A 16944-nucleotide genomic window follows, 5' to 3' on the forward strand; every position below is an offset into this window, starting at 1 on the left:
TTGGCTGTCAAAGGATCTGTCATGGACATCAGCACCGGTCGGCCGGTTACGCTTGCGCCCCGCGGAATGGTGACTTCGCCGCATGCGCTCGCTTCGAGCGCGGGGGTCGACATCCTGCGCGCCGGCGGCTCCGCGGTCGATGCCGCGATCGCGACCAGCGCCGTGCTGTCGGTGGTCTATCCGCACATGACGGGCCTCGGCGGTGACGCCTTCTGGCTGATCCATGACGGCCGCAGCGGAGCGGTCAAATTCCTGAACGGCGGCGGCAAGGCAGCCGGATCGGCCTCGCTGCCGGCGTTGCGCGAGAGAGGGATCAGCGAGATCCCGCTGCGCGGCATCATCCCGGCCACGCTGACGGTGCCGGGCGCGGTTGCCAGCTGGACCGAGGCGCATCGCGCCTTCGGCTGCCTGCCGCTCGCCAAGGTGCTCGAGAACGCCATCGCCTACGCGCAGGATGGCTTTCCCGTCACAGCCCGGCTGGCGAGCTTCATCGAGCTGATGCGTGACGAGCTTTGTCGCCAGCCGGAGGCGGCCGCGCTGTTCATGCCCGGAGGCGCAATCCCCGCGGCGGGCGCGAGGCTCGCAAATCCGGATCTCGCCCGGACGCTGCGCGCTGTCGCGGACGCGGGCTGGGCCGGCTTCTATGGCGGGCCGGTGGCCGACGAGCTGACGCGCGTCTCGCGCGAGGCGGGAGGCTTTTTTGGCGACAGCGATCTGGCACGGCAGCGGGCGGGCTGGGGCACGCCGCTCGTCGGCCGCTACCGCGGCGTCGAGATCTACAACACGCCGCCGCCGACCCAGGGCTTCTCGGTGCTCGAGATGCTCAATCTGCTCGAGCCTCACGGACTGCACGAGAAGGATCTGCTCGGTCCCGACCGCGTGCATCTGATGGTCCAGGCCAAGCAGATCGCCTATCACGACCGCGACCGCGTGCTCGCCGACCCCGCCTTCGTCGATGTGCCGGATCAGGAGCTCATTTCCAGAGCCTATGCGGACAGCCGCGCCGGACTGATCGATCCTCGTCGCGCGCTGCGCTGGGATCAGATTCCCTCCTATGGCAGCCTGGCCGGCGACACCGTCTATGTCGCGGTGGTCGACGGCGACGGCAACGCGGTCTCGCTGATCCAGAGCCTGTACGGTGCGTTCGGATCCTGCCTGGTCGCCGGCCGCACCGGAATCGTGCTGCAGAATCGCAGCGCGTATTTCTCGCTCGAGCCCGACCATCCCAATCGGCTCGAGCCGGGCAAGATCCCCTTGCACACGTTGATCGCCTCGATCGCCAAGCGCGATGGCCGGCTGTGGAGCGTGCTCGGCTGCATGGGCGCGGACGGGCAGCCGCAGATCCAGCTCCAGCTGTATTCGGCGATGATCGATCACGGCCTCGACATCCAGGAGGCCATCGAGCTGCCGCGCTTCCTCTCCGGCCGCTTCGGACTCGGCGAGGCCCGGGATACGCTTCACATGGAAGGCCGCTTCCCGGAGGAGACGGTCAGCGAGCTGGCGCGGCGCGGGCACATCATCAACCGCTGGGGCGCATGGAACGAGATGGCCGGCCACGCCCACGGCATTACGCGCGACCCGCAGAGTGGCATTCTGGCCGGAGGTTCAGATCCACGGAGCGACGGTGCGGCCCACGGTTGGTAGTTCGGCGCGGACGTCGGATGGGGGCGCGACCGCTGTAGCGTGGCCTGCCGTTTACCAGGTCGAGTGCGAAGACGCCTCAACTTGGCTTCCCGCCGTCGAGCGCTGCGCATCGACGATGAGCGACCCATTCAGTGAATTGGAGCCTCTTGCCGCGCTTCTTGAACACCCAGTGCGCCAGTGCCTTGGGTCAGTGCCTTGGGCTGGCGAACAAAGTCGTCTCCAATCCGATGTGGTCCGAGAGATAGTCCTGCGGGCCGGGGGTGACGACCCAGCGAATGCGTGACTTGAAAGCGCGCCGGCGCACACGCGAGACGTCGAGATTGAAGCCGTGAAATGCAGTCGCACGTTCCATGAACAGGTAGTCGATCCTGGATCCGGTGGGATTCGCGTCGTCCGGCTGCATGTCGTCGCAGTAGCAATCGACATCGTCCGACATCGTTGGCGTGGCAAGGGCCGGATCGTAGGCTTGCCGATATGCCTCGCTGGCGCGATAGACCTTACAGTTGGTATTGAAGTCGTTGTAGATCGGCTCGTCGCCCTCGCCGTGACGGTCGGTCAAACCATCGCTTTTCATCGTATCGAACGGGACGGTCCACAGGTCATAAAAGCCGGCCTGCTCCATCGCCGCGACCAGATTGTGGTATTCGTCGGTGTCCGCGCCGATGTTGAAATCTCCGGCGACAATGGCCACGTTGGATGGAAGGTGCGTCGCCTTGATGAAGGCAATCAACTCGTCAATCTGCCTGCGCCTGACGTCGATCTTCTCCGCGTCGGTCGGGCCGGGCGACAGAAGGCCGCCGTCGCCGGCATAAACATGCGTCGAATATAGCTCGATCGCACCAAAGCCAACCGGGATACGCGTGAGCTGCACCCCCTTGTTCGCCCATTTGTCGGAATCGAACATGTAGCTCATCTCGCATCCGCCGGGCATGACGCGCGACACGCCGTCCGCGGCATAGACATGCCCGCCGCCATTCTCGATCGTCCGCGTCGGGCTGAGTACGAGAATCCCACTCTGCAGCTGCTTGTAGGCGAGGGAGCCGGTCGGTCCCTCGACATGCTGCGCGGTGCCATGTGCCAGGATCTTATCCCTCGTATCCTGGTCCCAAGCCTCGACCAGCGATACGAGGTCGTAGGCGAACACCCTCCGGCCGATTTCGTCGGCGCGCTCGGGGATAACCGGCTTCTCCATGGCGCTCACTTCGAACACGCCAAGTACCGGCGCGACCATCTGCATCAGCAGCTCGAATACGACCTCCTCCGGGATCGAGAAGAGGCTTATCAGCCAGTCGAGGTCGGAACTGAGATGTTCGATGATGTATCCGCCGAGCGAGAGGCAGTCGCCCGCCAGCTTGCAGGCATCGTTCAGCGGGTTGACGGAAACGCCGCAGACTTCCACGATCGGTGGGAAGATGCGGTCGCAGACATCTCCGATGTCGGCCCCGACCATCTCCAGTGCCTTGCCGATGAACTCGGCCGACGAGACCCCGAGACAAGCCGCGAAGTGGCCCACTCCCCCGGCAGCGGCGACGATCTCCTTCAGTCCGATCTTCGCGCGCAGGCACCAGATGTTGTAGTGCAAGAATGAAATTCGTGTCGTGGAGGGGCCCGACAGGCGCCAAGCTGCGTCGGCGAACGAAGCCGTCGGCAAGGTCGTTCCCGGTGCCGCTCCGGGGTAGCGCAGCCTGGACAAGAGGCTGTGCAGCGATTGCGGCGGGTGAAGTGCGTCGGCCTGCTGTGCGAGCTGATTGAACGACGTGGTGGGCATGCGCGCGTCCTCCCGACTGGTGAATCAGCTTGCCTGGAAGCGGTAGGCAAGCGTCGGCCAGGACAGCCAGCGTTCCGGCGCCCGTCTGACCTCCTGTTCGATCTTCTGGTTCACCCAGGCAGCAAGATCCTCCGGCTGCTTGCCGGCGGTGGGCAGTGTCGCCACCACGTCCACACGGTTGTCCCTGGGCGCTATCGGCGCCAGCGTGTAGCCGTTGCGGATCGCAAGCCTCAGAATGGCGGCCGGGGTCTTGGCGGGGCGCCCGAAGAATGGGCTGCGGATGAACTCGGTGCCCGGATGAATGTTGTCCATCATCGCGAACACGTTGCGGCCTTCGCGCATGTACGCGGCGAGCGCCGACGCACCGCCTTCGGCCCGGAAGTTCAGTGTGGTGCCCGCGTCCTTCAGCTCGGAGAGCCAGGGAGCATCATTCGATACTAGAACGACCACATGCTTTTCTTTCGCAGTGCCGAGCAGGCTCGCGAGCTCCGGGAAGTACCATCCGACAATCAGCAGCTTCTCCGATGCCGGCAGGTTCACATCGATCTGCCGCGTCTTCCATGCGCTTAGATTGCTCATGGCCTCGAGCCAGGCCCGTTGATGAGCCGAGCTGAAATCGGCGCGGGCTCGCGGATGAGGGACGGCGAGCAGCTTGCCTGCCCAGGCAAAGGCATGGTCCGCGCAGGCCGGAACCGACCTCTCGACTGCGTCGACCTTCAATCCGTGAATGCCGCTCAGGACGGTGTGCAGATCATTGGGCATTTCAAGACCCCGCCAGTTCGCATGTTCTGAGCGCGGCCTGTCGCGCGCCAGAACATCCTACTTGATAGCTAACGGTCGCAGGCGCCAGCCGATGGAGCGTTGACGTGAATCAACCCGCGGCGGCCGAGTTGACGATATTTTAAGTTACATCTTCAACGGGAGGCGGCGAACATGACGAGCGACATCAAACTCACCGACACGTCGGTCATCCTGGAAGGATCAACGACTGTGCTGCAGAGCGGCAACGTCAGGATTCCCGTCGACGCGCAGGGCTATCCCGGCATGCTCAGAATCGAGTTTGACGGCGCGGAGGCCCACGCGGGGCGTCTCTTGCTGGCTCCGGCCTGGCTGGGGCGAGCGATGATGGTATGCAACGTCGAGACGGTGCAGCTCCAGAGCCCGAAAGTGCCCCCGGCGGCGCGCGCGGCGCTCTCGCACTCCCAGGCAGACGAGCTTGTTCTCAACGATGGCAAGCATTACGCGGGGGGCGTTTCGATTCACGGTGCTGCGAAACTCGAAGACATGACCGTCAAAGGCGCCGCGCGGTTCGAGAAAACTGTTGCCGCTCCAGACGGAATTGTGGCCGGTGGCGTTACGATCGCAGTCCCCGCAACGCCTGCACTGCAACCGGGTCCAGTTGCGAGCTCCCACACCAGCATGGAGATCAACTCGTCGACCATTCGTGTGACCACGACCCATGTCGGGATGATCGGGCATCAACCCGCGCCGGACGTCCTCGACCTGGTCGCGGAGATCCGCAGCCTTCGCGACCGGGTGGCCGCGCTGGAGAAGAAGGCCGGGGTTCCCGTGCCGGCCTAGCCTCGAGAGCCTCCTCGCCTTGGTCGCGCCGTGGCAAAGCCAAATGTCATGTGTTGGCGTGATCCAACACCGTACCATGTCGGATGATCGCGAGCTTCATCAAGGTCGCTTCCTCACGGCTGCAAACCATCTCTTGGAATGTCCAGTCAATGGCCGTACGTTGGTGGGCGGGACGGAATTCGCCCAAAGCAAACACCGTGGAGAACAGTTGGTCTGATGGATGACGACGACCCGAGCGATCAAATCTCCCTCATCGAGCGGCGGATCGAACAGCTTGCCGAAATGGCCGAGCGGTGTCGAAAGATCATCCTGGCCTCGAAGATCGTGATATCCGGCGGCGCCGCATTGCTGCTCGGGGCGGTACTGGGCCTGCTCGGGTCCAATGCGGTCGTCGTCCTCGGGGCGATTGCCGCGGTGCTCGGCGGCATCGTTTCGCTCGGATCGAACGTGAGCACCTTGCGACAGACCATGGCGGCGATGGCTGCCGCTGAAACGCTGCGCGCGGACCTGATTGGCAGCATCGATCTTCGGCTGGTCGGCGAGGGGCGAGCGTAGCCCGCAATGCGATGGCTGCGGTCGCAACTGCCGACATGGTCCGTCCATGAAAACTGACAGGGAGACCACATGCTCAAGGGGATCGATCCGCTGCTCAATGCCGACGTGCTCTACGCGCTCAGAGCGATGGGGCATGGCGACCGTCTCGTGATCTGCGACACCAACTTTCCGGCGGATGCGATCGCGCGGCAGACCGTCTTCGGCGAGTTGCTGCGCATCGACAATGTGAGTGCGGCCAGGGCCGTCCAGGCGGTGCTGTCGGTGCTTCCGCTCGACACCTTCATCGACGATGCCGCCATCCGGATGGAGGTCGTCGGCAAGCCGGAGGAGGTGACGCCGGTGCAGCAGGAGGTCCAGGCGGTGACCAACAGCGCCGAAGGCAGGCCGTGGCCGCTGGTCGGCGTCGAGCGCTACGCATTCTATGAAATGGCCAAGAGCGCCTACTGCGTGATCGCGACCGGCGAGCGCCGGTTCTACGGCTGCTTCATCTTCAGCAAGGGCGTCATTCCGCTGGATGGCGCATAGCGATCACGATGCCGGCTGGCGCGCCGCATCTGGGCAGGGGTGTGCATGCCGGTAGGTCGCGATCGGTCATCCGCCTCGCGTTCGACGCGTCGCGCCCGCCGCGGCTCAATGGGCGTCGGGGGAATCGACCCGGCGAGAGGTCGGTCTTGCATGTCGCTGCGCTCATGGCGGCTACGGGACTGGTCACGACGGCAGAAAAGGGAGTCCAGCGCCGGGCGAGCGCCACAAGACCTCGCCCGGTGCCGCGCCGAGGTTTCAATCAGAAGCGGCCTCAGCGGCAATTCCAGGTCGTGCCCTGCGCGCAGACCGCGTTCGGGCTGTCGCCGCCATAGACCTGATAGGGGTATTCGCCCTTGCGGTAGTAGCCATAGGCGTGGGGGTTCACGCCATAGTAGGCGGGAGCCTCGTAATAGGCCGGGCCGCCATAGACCGGACCATCGTAGTAATCATAGGCGTCGCGGCTTGCGGCGATCGCAAGACCGGTGCCGATGGCTCCGGCCGCCAGCGCCGCGCCGACGGCAGCGCCACCACCGCCGTGCCAGCGCCCATTCCGAGCGTCGGCGCTGGTCGGGGTCAAGGCGCCGATCGCGAGTGCAGTCAATGAAGCGATTGCGGCCGTGCGGCCGAGCAGAGATTTCTTGGTCGACATGTCAGGCCTCCAGTGAAGTGCGCCGTGATCGGCGGATGTCTTGAGGTGTCCGGCTCTGCCGAGAACTGTTGACGACTGTCAGAAGCGGGGCATGCCGGTAGACGGATGATCAGTTGCCGTGCTGGATCCGACTTCGCTTCAGGTGCCAGCGGCGCTCCCAAAGTGAATGTCAGGGTCCACCGCATTAGAACCGCTGCTGCCCTTTGGAGTTCCGGGTCGCCGACCGAACTTGTGCGCGTCGTCGAATCGCCGTGGAGGTGGGTCTGTCGGCGGATTGACTTCCTGGAACCTCGACGTTACGTCTCCGGCGTCAGCAGGAGCCACTGATCGACCGTCTCGCAAGGGCCGCCGAAGCGGCTCGAGAGGTGGACGGGTGGATATCCGCGAGCCTGCATCGCAGCCTGGATGGGACGCGCGTGGTGAACTACGCGCAAAGCGTGGATCAAGACGCCGCAGCGCGCGTCATCGAGCACCTCATGGCGCGCGGCCTGATCCAGGGCAACAACGCTTTCGGCCAGGCCGACCCTGGCCTCTACGAAGTCGTCTCGACGCTCGAGCGAAAGAGCTGACGACCCGACCACGAGCGCTCGTCCATGAACAGATGCGCGTTTAGATGAGCTTGCGCGACACGTGCGATGGGCTTGCCGGGGCACCGGCCCGCTTGCCTGCGCCGTGAGGATGAAGCGACGGGTCGCCGCAACACCGGCGGCCCCCACGCAAAGCATGCGTTGACGGCCGAAATACCGTGCGCAAGACAACTGATCGATCGCTCAGCGCCAACGTGCTCCATCCGCTCACCGACCGTCCTGCATGAGCTTTTCGAAGCGGAAGAAGTCGCCGTCGTCAGGCATGCCTTGCAGCGGCGGCTGGTGCGGCAGCGGGTTGTAGGCGTTGTAGTACTCGACGATCTTGAAGCCGCATTTGTTGACATAGAAATGAATGTTGCGCTTCTCGAAATAGGGCGTGAACGTCTGCCACACCTTGGTGTCCGGATAGCGCGCCTCGATCGCGTGCCAGGCCCTTTGCCCGATGCCGCGGCCATGCTGCCGGATCGAGATGTAGAATAGATCGAGCGAATTGTGATGCGAGATTGGATCGATGGTCAGGACGGCGCCGCCGACGGGTGTGCCGTCCAACAGGATTTGATATGTCACGGCGCCCGCCGCGTTGACTGACTGTTCGATGTCGTCGTCGGAGGGGATCGATTGGTCCGGGACCGAGCCAACCTCGTCCATCACGGCGGCCGAGAAGGCCTCCTGCAACTCTCTCTTGAAGCCCTGCAGATTCCGGTTGTCCGCGATCTCGAGTGTCACGCGGCTCTCGCCGATGTCATGAGTCAAAGGCTCTCCTCGCTCCAAAAAGCTGCCTATGCGACCTGCGCCACGTGATGTGAACGTCATCAAGCTTACCGCCGTCTGACATGGGCCGAACGGAATCGTCTGGTCGCGCCAGGCGCAAGCGCAGTTTGCCCGCCGGCACGCGTGCGGATCCGGCCGATGTGCACGACGGGCAATCCTCGCATGCCCTCCATGCGCCAACTGGCCGTCGTGCCAGTTTGTCGCGGACTTCTCCCTTGTCACGTCGGGCAAATCACCTCCACATTTCCGGACATCCCGGCTCGCTGAAGAGGGACGTTTCGCGATCGTCACGAGCGTCGAGCCGGAAGATGCGATGGGCGTGTTGCTCCGCAGCCTGGTGTCACAGCCGAGCCGACGAACGGAGCGACGCGACGGCGAAATCGTGTGGTCCTGGCATCGCGGTGCTGATGCCAAGCCGGCGGTGATGATCCGCAGGCGACGGGGGCAAGACAGCCGTTCCCCGGGGAGAGCTCGTATAAGCTGTCAAACCGTCGCGCAGGGAAGGCCGGATATTGGGCTGAACCTGTGGTTCTGCCGCGTGCTTCTTGTTGCACGCGGACCGCGGGTATCAGCCGATACCCGGTCTTCCCTGCGCCTCTTCTTCGTAGGAGAGGTCAACTCCATGCAAAACTCGGGCGTACGCCGCCGCGAGATCGCTCGGCCTTGTCTGCAGATCGATCGCCCGAAGGAGGGAAGTGGTGGTGACGATGTCCCGCGCCGGCGTTGCGCAGGCTTCCTGCATCGGCGTCGTGTCAGCCCATCGTCGCGAGCCGCAGCGCCAGCGCGCAGGCGCGGTCGTATTCGTCGAGGTTGATCCATTCGTCTGTCGTGTGCGGCTCGTTCTGGCCGGTGCCGAAGGTCACGGTCGGGATGCCGTGGCGGACCATCCAGTTGGCGTCGAGGCCGCCATTGCCGGCGCGCAAGGTCGGCGTGGCGCCGATGTCGGCGACGGCCGCGGTGGCGCGCTTGACGACGGGCAGGGTCTCCTTCATCCGGAACGGATGATAGTCGGTCTCGGCCTTGAACTTGACGCGGCCGGACTTGCCCTCGCTGTTGGTGACCTGCTTGGCCGCCTTCTCGAAAGCCGTCTTGTAGGCCTTGGTGATCTCGCGGATGAATTTGGCATCGTGGCTGCGGCATTCGCCGCGGACGTGGACGTAGTCGGTCACGACGTTGGTGGCGTCGCCCGCGGGGCGGCCTTCGCCGCCGGTGACCGGGCCGACATTGCTGGTGCCAAGCCTCGCGGCCTTGCCCTTGCCCTTCACCACCTTGCCGAACCAGCCGCCGGCTTTGACGTCGGCGAGCGCGAGCGCCAGGATCATGGTGGCGCTGATGCCGCGCTCAGGCGCGACGCCGGCATGCGAGGCGCGTCCGAAGATCTCGACCTCCCAGCGGTCGGCACCGACAGCCCCGATCGTGACGGCGGAGGCGGAGCTGCCGTCGAAGTTGAACGCCATCTCGGGCCCGCCGAGGTCGTCGGTGTTGACGTGCCGCGCGCCATAGAGCCCGCTCTCCTCGCGCACGCAGAACAGCAGGGTGATCGGCGGATGATCGAGCCTCTCGCGGATCAGCTCGGCCGCGAGGGTGACGAGAATGCCGCAGCCGCAGCGATTGTCGCCGCCGAGCGCGGTCCTGGCCTGATTGACGATCTTGCGGCCGGAGATCTTCGGCTGCGCGCCGGCGCACAGCGGCACGGTGTCCATGTGGGTCATGAACATGACGCGCGGCTGGTTGTGCATCGTGCCGCGGCCGGGCAGCTCGACGATCAGGTTGCCGGTCTCGGTCGGCAGCGGAATCCGGGTGTTGGCATCATCGAGCCGCATCGCCTTGGCCGGGACCCCCGCCTGCTTCAGCGCCGCCATGATCTCGCGCCCGATCGCCTTTTCCTGTCCGGTCACGCCCTGCACGGCGAGAAAACGCATCAGACGATCGATGGCGGCGGCGGTGTCGACGGACATGAAGCGATTCCCATGATGAACGATGTGCCCGGAGCATCCAGCCGGGCGGCCGGTTGCGCAAGAGGGCTCGCATTGGTTTCGCCGCCTGACTCTTTTCCGATGCCTCGATCGTCTTCATGTCATCTCGACATTGGAGCATCATCATGAGCCTGAAAGACAAGACGATCGTCGTCACCGGCGGAAGCCGCGGCCTTGGCCTGGGAGTCGTGGAGGCCCTCGTCGATCGCGGCGCCAAGGTGACCGTCGTCGCGCGCGGAACCGGCGCGTTGAATGCCGTCGCCGCCCGCCTCGGCGTGGCCACGATCGCGGCCGACGTCACCGACGAGGCCGCCGCGCATCGCATCGTCGGCGATATCCGCCCCGACATCCTGGTCTTGAACGCCGGAACGACGCCGCACATGGACCGGCTGGATCGGCTGAGGTGGGAGGATTTTTCGATCGCCTGGGACACGGACGTCAAGGCGGGCTTGTACTGGATCCAGGCGGCGCTCAAGCTCCCCCTGAAACCAGGAAGCCGCGTCCTGGTCGGATCGAGCGGCGCGGCGGTGGGCGGTTCACAGATGTCAGGCGGCTATGGCGGCGCCAAGCGCATGCTCTGGTTCATGGCGAAATACGCCAACGGCGTGTCGCAGGACGACAGGCTCGGCATCCGCTTCCAGGCGATCGTGCCGCGCATGATGATCCTCGGCACGGGAGTGGGGGATACGGCCGCGGGCGCCTATGCGGGCGCGATGGGCATCACGCCGGAAGCGTTCGTTGCCCGTTTCGGCGCGCCGATGCCGCCGCGCGCGTTCGGCGACCGCGTCGTCTCCGTGCTGGAGGACCAGCGCTTCGCCGATGGTGTCGTGTTCGGTCTGAACGGCGACGACGGCGTGACGGTGATGGAAGGAGCGGCAGCTTGAGTGACGGCGGACATGCTTCGCCCGACGTGCGCAGCGCCGAGCTCGTGGCCCTGGCGGAGCAGCTGCGGCCGGAGCTGCATCGCTATTGCGCGCGCCTGATGGGCTCGGTGATCGACGGCGAGGACGTCGTGCAGGACACACTGACAAAAGCGCTCGTCGCGGTGAACGAGATGCGCGACGTCGCGATGCTGCGCGCCTGGCTGTTCCGGGTCGCGCACAACCGGGCGCTCGACTTGCTGCGCAGCCGTGTGATCCGGGCTGCCGAACCGATGGAGGCGGCCGACGGCGTCGCCGACGACACCGTGCCCGATGCCATGGAGATGATGATGCGCGAGGAGGCGGTGCGGACCGCGGTGTCGCGCTTCGCGGAGCTTCCGATCACTCAGCGCAGCATCCTCGTTCTGAAGGACGTGCTCGACGAGCCGCTCGCCGACATCGCGGCGCTGCTCGGCCTGACGGTGGACTCGGTGAAGGCGCATCTCGCCCGCGCCCGGGCGCGGCTCTCCGAGATCAACGCTCTGGCCGAGGCACGGCCGGCGGCGAGACCCGCCTCCGATGCGGTGACACGCTATGTCAGCCTGTTCAACCGGCGTGATTGGGACGGCCTGCGTGCGCTGCTGGCGCACGACGTCAAACTGCACCAGTCCACTCATCCCGTCCGTGTCGGCTCGGCCGATGTCGGGATGTTCTTCAGCATCTATGCCGGGATGGACGGCGTCTGGCTGGCGCCGGCCCGGCTGGAGGGCCGGGAAGTGATCGCCGTGTTCGAACGCCCGGGCGATCCGCAGCCCAGCTACTTCATGTGGCTGAGCTGGCGCGACGGCAAGATCAGCTTCATCCGCGACTACCGCTACGTCCGCTATGTCATGGCCGATGCAGAGCTGGCACTCGTCCCGCCGGTCTGAGCACCCACCTGCAAGGGCTTGATCCACATCAACGAGGGACGGTCGCGCCAGGAGCATCTTTTGCTAACAGAGGTCTGAGATGCAGCTCTTCAACTCGACGAGGGACTACGGCGCGATTCCGCAGACGCTGCATTGGCTGACGGTCGTTCTCGTGGCCGTCGCCTGGGCGCTTGGGGTGTTCGGTGACGTGCTGCCCAAGGGCGCGCCGCGCGAGTCCGGCCTGCTCGTCCATGTGACGGCCGGGATCGCGATCCTCATGCTTCTGGTGGTGCGCCTGGCTTGGCGGCTGGCCGACCCATCTCCGCCGCCGGAAGCGACCGAATTCGCCACATGGATGGGAAAGTGGCAGGATCCGGCCGCGCGTTTCGCGCACTACGTTCTCTATGCGCTGCTCTTTGCCGTGCCCGTCATTGGCATCGTGTTGCAGTTTGCGCGCGGTGAGTCCTTGCCGCTGTTTGGCATCGCCGAGATCGCGTCGCCCTGGCCCAAGGACCGCGCGTTTGCTCACAACGTCAAGGAAGTGCATGAAATTCTCGCCCACACCCTTGTCATCGTGGCCGCAATGCATGCGGCCGCCGCGCTGATCCATCACTGGATCTTCCGGGACCGGACGCTGGTTCGCATGCTGCCTCACTCGGACGATTAGGGAAGGCGACACGCCTGTCGGAAATCATGGATTGCACCGGTCGCTTCCGCCGCGGCCGTCAGAGCCGTCTCGTGTCGAGCTGTGAGGTGGCGTCGCGGTGCCGTCGATGCGGGCATTGTTTCGAGAAATTGAAGACCCAATTCGGTCCAGGCGCCATTATCAACCGGCCTGCGAGCCGCCACATCGGCGTCACGAGCATCCGGTGGGCGCGACCCTCACGTCACGAGGACGGCGCCGAGGCAGCAAACGCGCCCGATGCCGTGGTCGTGAGGAGCGAACGGTGGACGGACAGCAAGCGCCGGGCGGATCCCGGCCGGGCATTGTGCATAAGGAGCGTTCGCCGGCGGACCCGCGCGCCACACCCAGGGGGGCCGCTGGACGTGCGCTGTGGCCGCTCGCCGGGCTCGGCCTGATGATCGGAATGCTCGTCGCGCTGCCATGGATGGTCGAATATGTGACCGTCGGCCAGTATCTCGTCCACACCGATGACGCCTATGTCAGGATGAACGAAGTCCCGGTCAGGTCGGCGGTGTCCGGCCGGGTCAGGGACCTGCTCGTGACCGACAATCAGGAGATCGTTGCGGGACAGGTTCTGGCACGGATCGAGCACCGGGACGAGCGCGCCGCGACGGTCGCGCTGAACGACGTCATCGCTCCCGTCGCCGGCGTCGTGGCCGCAGGCGGTCTCCATGTCGGGGACGTCGTGACGGCAGATCGGTCGTTGATGGCCGTGGTCACGCCGGGCGAGCCCGATATCATCGCTGCCCTCGCGGTCTCCGAGATCACCTATGTCGCGATCGGACAGGCGGTCACGATCGACGTGCCGGGCCTGCCTTCCATCCGGCTGTATGGACATGTTGCGGATGCCGAACTGATCGGCGCAGCGTCCGGCTCGCCGGACAACGAAGACCGGATCGCGCTGAAGATCCGCCTGCCGAGGGCGGCGATGCCCACCGGATTGAGATCAGGCATGGCGGTCGGTGCGACGATCCTGACTGGCCTGACCGGGACGGAGCGGATGGTTTCGCAGATCCTGCGGGAGAGGGCGCAGAAGAGCTATCGCTGCGAGCAGGATCTCCAACCCGCGTCGATGCAGCGGCGCATCTGACCATGACCATCCCTGCGCAACCTCGAATGCCGCCGTGAACTTGGTAGAGAGGAACCTTGCGCGCGCCCAGCGAACGTGCCGCCGGTCTCAATCGCCCGCATCATGCGCGTTGATGACCGCCACGAAGGCCTCGCCGTAGCGCGCGAGCTTGACCGTGCCGGCGCCGGGGATGCTGGCGAGCTCCGCGACGGAGCGTGGATGGCGGGCCGCCATCTCGGCCAGCGTCTTGTCGTGGAAGATGACGTAGGGCGGGACGTTCTGCGCCTTGGCGAGCTCCATCCGCCGCACGCGCAGCTTGTCGAACAGCTCGCGGTCGATGTCGGGAAACGCCATCGCGGTCTGGCGCTCCCGGACCTTGCGGTCGCGCTTCGCCTTCTTCAGCACGCGCAGGCTGAGCTGCGGCCTGTCGCGCAGGAACTGGCGGCCTTCGGGCGAGATCGACAGGCCGCCATGGCCGGCGACGTCGACGCTGATCAGGCCGTGCGCGACGAGCTGGCGCACGATCGAGCGCCAGGCGTTGCGGTCGTGCTCCTTGCCGATGCCGAAGGTCGAGAGCTTGTCGTGGCCGAGCCGTTCGATGCGCTCGTCGCTCTCGCCGAGCAGCACCGCGACGACATGCGCCTGGCCGAAGCGCTCTCCGGTGCGATGGATGCAGGACAGGAGCTTCTGCGCGGCGATGGTGCCGTCGAAGGTCTGCGGCGGGTCGAGGCAGATGTCGCAATTGCCGCAGGGTTCGCAGTCGTCGCCGAAATAGCGCAGCAGCACCTGGCGGCGGCACTGGCAGGTCTCGGCGAAGCCGAGCAGCGCATCGAGCTTGCGGCGCTCGGTGCGCTTGCGCGCATCGGGCGCGTCGGACTCGTCGATGAAGCGGCGGCGCAGCGCGATGTCCTCCGCCCCGTACAGCATCAGAGTCTCGGAGGGCAGGCCGTCGCGCCCGGCGCGGCCGGTCTCCTGATAGTAGGCCTCGATGCTGGAGGGCAGGTCGGCATGAACAACGAAGCGCACGTCGGGCTTGTCGATGCCCATGCCGAAGGCGATGGTGGCAACCATGATCAGGCCCTGCTCGAGCTGGAAGCGGCGCTGATTCTTCTCCCGCGCCTTCATCTCCATGCCGGCATGATAGGGCAGCGCCGGGAAGCCGTGATCGCTGAGCGAGGCCGCGACCTCCTCGGTCTTGCGCTTCGACAGACAATAGACGATACCGCTCTCGCCCTCGCGCGATTTGAGGAAGGCCAGCATCTGCTGCATGCTGTTGACCTTCTCGGCCGCGCCATAGCGGATGTTCGGCCGGTCGAAGCCGGCGATGAAGCTGTTGCCGTCGCCGATGGCGAGATGCTCGACGATCTCGGCGCGGGTCGGCGCATCGGCCGTGGCGGTGAGCGCGATGCGCGGTATGGTGGGGAACAGCCCGGCGAGGCAGTCGAGGGCGCGGTATTCAGGCCGGAAATCATGGCCCCATTGCGAAACGCAATGCGCCTCGTCGATCGCGATCAGCGACAACCGTGCGGTCTTGAGGCGCTCGAGGTTCTCCGCCTTGAGCAGCGTCTCCGGCGCCATGTAGAGCAGGTCGAGCTCGCCGCGCTCGATGTCCTGCCACAGCAGATCCTTCTCCGCGCCCCAGAGCCGCGAGTTGAGCGCCGCGGCCTTCACGCCGGCCTGCCGGAGCGCCGCGACCTGGTCCTCCATCAGCGCGATCAGCGGCGAGATGATCAGCCCGAGGCCGGGACGCGCCAGCGCCGGAATCTGGTAGCACAACGACTTGCCGCCGCCGGTCGGCATCAGCACGAAGGCGTTATGGCCGGCGATCACGTGCTCGACGATGTCGCGCTGCCGTCCGCGGAAACTGTCATAGCCGAACACGGTCTTGAGGATCGAGAGCGGATCGGCGGCCATGGCAACGCACTTCTTCGACGGACAGAGGGACTGGATAAGTCCCGTCGCAGCCCGCCGCCGTCAAGCGAAAGCTGCCCGCTGGCGCGCATTTCGGCCAGGCGATGTATGGGGCGGGGGACAGCGGCAGGGGGCGCGTTGGACAAGCCGAGGAGTTATGGCAGAATCGACTTGCATCGCATTATGCTCCTATCCTGATACGCGCATGGGCTCCCGGGGTGAGCTGACATGACCAATCGGATCATCACGCTGGCCACGCTGAAGGGTGGGAGCGGCAAGAGTACGGTCGCGACCTGCCTGGCGGTGCATTGGCACCTCGCCGGGCGCAGGGTGGTGCTGGTCGATGCCGATCCGCAGCGATCGGTGGTGCGGCTCGCCGAGCGGGAGCGTGCGCTCGCCGGCCTGCGCGTCGTCGAGGATGCCACCGAAGGCGTCTGGCGCACCGCCAAGGAGCTCGCAAAATCGGCGCTGGTGATCATCGACACGCCGGGGTTCCGCACGCCCTCGACGCTCGGCGCCTTGGCCGCTGCCGATCTCGTGATCGTTCCGGTGAAGCCGTCGCCGCTGGATGTCGATGCCATGCTCGACACGCTTGCGATCCTGGTCAACGGCATCAAGGGCTGGCGGCCGCTGTTCCGTTGCCTGCTGACGCAGACGACGCGGGAGTCGGTGATCGCCAAGCACATTCGCGTGGAGATCATGAAGGCCGGTTTTCCGCTGCTCGACAGCGAGATGCAGAACCGCGTCGCCTATCCCGAGGCGGCGCTGTATGGCGCCACGCCGGATCTGATCGACGAGGGCGGGCGCGCGGCGCAGGACATCGCGGCGATCGCCGACGAGATCGATCGTCTGTTCCTCCACGAGGCCGCGGCATGAGCCGCAAGCTGCCGAAGGCGGTCGGCCGGACCATGGGGGAGATGCGCGGCACCGGCGCTGCTGATGGCGACGACGCGCAGGTCGCCGAGGGCAAGAGCGTGAAGGCCAAGGCGGCGCCTGCGGATGCCGGTTCGGACGCGGTCGACGAGGTGATCGCGCCGGCGCTGGTGCCCGGCGTGTCGTCGGCGGTCGTGCCGTCGCACCGGCAGCGCGGCCAGCTGATCGTCGAGCGCTATGCCGCCTATGCCGCCGCGGGCGGGCTGATCCCGATTCCCTTCGCCGGCCCCGTCGGGGTCGGGCTGATCGTGCTGCATATGCTGAAGAAGCTCGCCGAGGAGTACAGCGTGCCGTTCCAATACGATCAGGCGCGCCCGATCGTTGCCAGCCTGATGGCGGCTGCGGCGCCTGTCGTCGCAGGCGGCCTGACCACGGCGGCGTTGAGCCGCGTGGTCCCCGGCGCCAACCTGTACGGCGTCGCGGTGTTCTCGCTGACGGCGATGACCACCACGCGCGTGCTCGGCGGCATCTTCCTCGATCATTTCGAGCAGGGCGGCAGCCTTGCCGACCTCGGCGCGTGAC

The 16944-nt window shown here is 65.9% G+C and carries 17 protein-coding genes; 11 read left to right on the top strand and 6 right to left on the bottom strand.

Annotation, left to right across the window (positions count from 1 at the left end; genetic code table 11):
- Positions 1–21 precede the first annotated feature (21 nt).
- Complete coding sequence (ggt, locus tag ACQR1D_RS19245; RefSeq protein WP_434839053.1) at positions 22–1644, top strand: gamma-glutamyltransferase; 1623 nt, start codon at positions 22–24, stop codon at positions 1642–1644.
- A 187-nt stretch (positions 1645–1831) separates the two neighbouring features.
- Here ggt and ACQR1D_RS19250 read toward each other — a convergent pair whose 3' ends face one another.
- Together ACQR1D_RS19250 and ACQR1D_RS19255 are read right to left on the bottom strand one after the other, a co-directional pair.
- On the bottom strand, positions 1832–3412 hold the full coding sequence (locus tag ACQR1D_RS19250) for an endonuclease/exonuclease/phosphatase family protein (RefSeq protein ID WP_434893955.1): 1581 nt from the start codon (positions 3410–3412) through the stop codon (positions 1832–1834).
- Between the two features lie 24 nt (positions 3413–3436).
- Complete coding sequence (locus ACQR1D_RS19255) at positions 3437–4174, bottom strand: hypothetical protein (RefSeq protein WP_434893956.1); 738 nt, start codon at positions 4172–4174, stop codon at positions 3437–3439.
- 171 nt (positions 4175–4345) lie between these two features.
- Here ACQR1D_RS19255 and ACQR1D_RS19260 point away from each other — a divergent pair, with 171 nt between their 5' ends.
- The 3 genes from ACQR1D_RS19260 to ACQR1D_RS19270 all read left to right on the top strand — a co-directional run bounded on the left by ACQR1D_RS19260 (position 4346) and on the right by ACQR1D_RS19270 (position 6073).
- A complete protein-coding gene (locus tag ACQR1D_RS19260; RefSeq protein ID WP_316239066.1) occupies positions 4346–4993 on the top strand; it encodes a hypothetical protein in 648 nt (215 codons plus the stop codon).
- Between the two features lie 216 nt (positions 4994–5209).
- Positions 5210–5548 carry a hypothetical protein gene (locus ACQR1D_RS19265; protein ID WP_434893957.1) on the top strand — a complete coding sequence of 113 codons (339 nt, stop codon included), beginning with the start codon at positions 5210–5212 and terminating at the stop codon, positions 5546–5548.
- A gap of 69 nt (positions 5549–5617) precedes the next feature.
- Positions 5618–6073 (top strand): RbsD/FucU family protein, encoded by a 456-nt coding sequence (locus ACQR1D_RS19270; protein WP_315804985.1) that lies wholly within the window; start codon positions 5618–5620, stop codon positions 6071–6073.
- Between the two features lie 271 nt (positions 6074–6344).
- Here the strand turns inward: ACQR1D_RS19270 and ACQR1D_RS19275 are convergent, their stop codons facing one another.
- A complete protein-coding gene (locus ACQR1D_RS19275; protein WP_315804984.1) occupies positions 6345–6722 on the bottom strand; it encodes a hypothetical protein in 378 nt (125 codons plus the stop codon).
- A gap of 416 nt (positions 6723–7138) precedes the next feature.
- On the opposite strand from ACQR1D_RS19275, the gene ACQR1D_RS19280 reads away from it, so the two are divergent.
- Positions 7139–7291: a hypothetical protein gene (locus ACQR1D_RS19280; protein WP_315804983.1), complete on the top strand. Its 153-nt coding sequence runs from the start codon at positions 7139–7141 to the stop codon at positions 7289–7291.
- 225 nt (positions 7292–7516) lie between these two features.
- Here the strand turns inward: ACQR1D_RS19280 and ACQR1D_RS19285 are convergent, their stop codons facing one another.
- Together ACQR1D_RS19285 and ACQR1D_RS19290 are read right to left on the bottom strand one after the other, a co-directional pair.
- Positions 7517–8122: a GNAT family N-acetyltransferase gene (locus ACQR1D_RS19285; protein WP_434873100.1), complete on the bottom strand. Its 606-nt coding sequence runs from the start codon at positions 8120–8122 to the stop codon at positions 7517–7519.
- A 710-nt stretch (positions 8123–8832) separates the two neighbouring features.
- Positions 8833–10038, bottom strand: coding sequence for a M20/M25/M40 family metallo-hydrolase (locus tag ACQR1D_RS19290; protein WP_434893958.1), 1206 nt, complete (start codon positions 10036–10038; stop codon positions 8833–8835).
- A 143-nt stretch (positions 10039–10181) separates the two neighbouring features.
- Here ACQR1D_RS19290 and ACQR1D_RS19295 point away from each other — a divergent pair, with 143 nt between their 5' ends.
- The 4 genes from ACQR1D_RS19295 to ACQR1D_RS19310 all read left to right on the top strand — a co-directional run bounded on the left by ACQR1D_RS19295 (position 10182) and on the right by ACQR1D_RS19310 (position 13599).
- Positions 10182–10940: an SDR family oxidoreductase gene (locus ACQR1D_RS19295; protein ID WP_434839058.1), complete on the top strand. Its 759-nt coding sequence runs from the start codon at positions 10182–10184 to the stop codon at positions 10938–10940.
- Positions 10937–11845 carry a sigma-70 family RNA polymerase sigma factor gene (locus ACQR1D_RS19300; protein WP_434839059.1) on the top strand — a complete coding sequence of 303 codons (909 nt, stop codon included), beginning with the start codon at positions 10937–10939 and terminating at the stop codon, positions 11843–11845. Before ACQR1D_RS19295 ends, ACQR1D_RS19300 begins: the two co-directional genes overlap by 4 nt.
- Before the next feature lie 79 nt (positions 11846–11924).
- Positions 11925–12491, top strand: coding sequence for a cytochrome b (locus ACQR1D_RS19305; RefSeq protein WP_434839060.1), 567 nt, complete (start codon positions 11925–11927; stop codon positions 12489–12491).
- Positions 12492–12693: 202 nt separating this feature from the next.
- Entirely contained in the window at positions 12694–13599 is a 906-nt protein-coding gene (locus ACQR1D_RS19310; RefSeq protein ID WP_434839061.1) for a biotin/lipoyl-binding protein, read from the top strand.
- Between the two features lie 87 nt (positions 13600–13686).
- Here the strand turns inward: ACQR1D_RS19310 and recQ are convergent, their stop codons facing one another.
- The gene (gene recQ, locus ACQR1D_RS19315; RefSeq protein WP_434839062.1) at positions 13687–15492 is read right to left on the bottom strand and encodes a DNA helicase RecQ; all 1806 of its coding nucleotides are present in this window, start codon (positions 15490–15492) and stop codon (positions 13687–13689) included.
- Positions 15493–15717: 225 nt separating this feature from the next.
- On the opposite strand from recQ, the gene ACQR1D_RS19320 reads away from it, so the two are divergent.
- Both ACQR1D_RS19320 and ACQR1D_RS19325 read left to right on the top strand, forming a co-directional pair.
- On the top strand, positions 15718–16365 hold the full coding sequence (locus ACQR1D_RS19320; protein WP_316182726.1) for a ParA family protein: 648 nt from the start codon (positions 15718–15720) through the stop codon (positions 16363–16365).
- Positions 16362–16943, top strand: a complete 582-nt coding sequence (locus ACQR1D_RS19325) for a hypothetical protein (protein ID WP_434839063.1) — start codon at positions 16362–16364, stop codon at positions 16941–16943. Before ACQR1D_RS19320 ends, ACQR1D_RS19325 begins: the two co-directional genes overlap by 4 nt.
- The last annotated feature ends 1 nt before the right edge of the window (position 16944 follow it).

Origin of the sequence: Bradyrhizobium sp. HKCCYLRH2047, from assembly GCF_051168175.1 — a bacterium.
Taxonomy (GTDB): domain Bacteria; phylum Pseudomonadota; class Alphaproteobacteria; order Rhizobiales; family Xanthobacteraceae; genus Bradyrhizobium.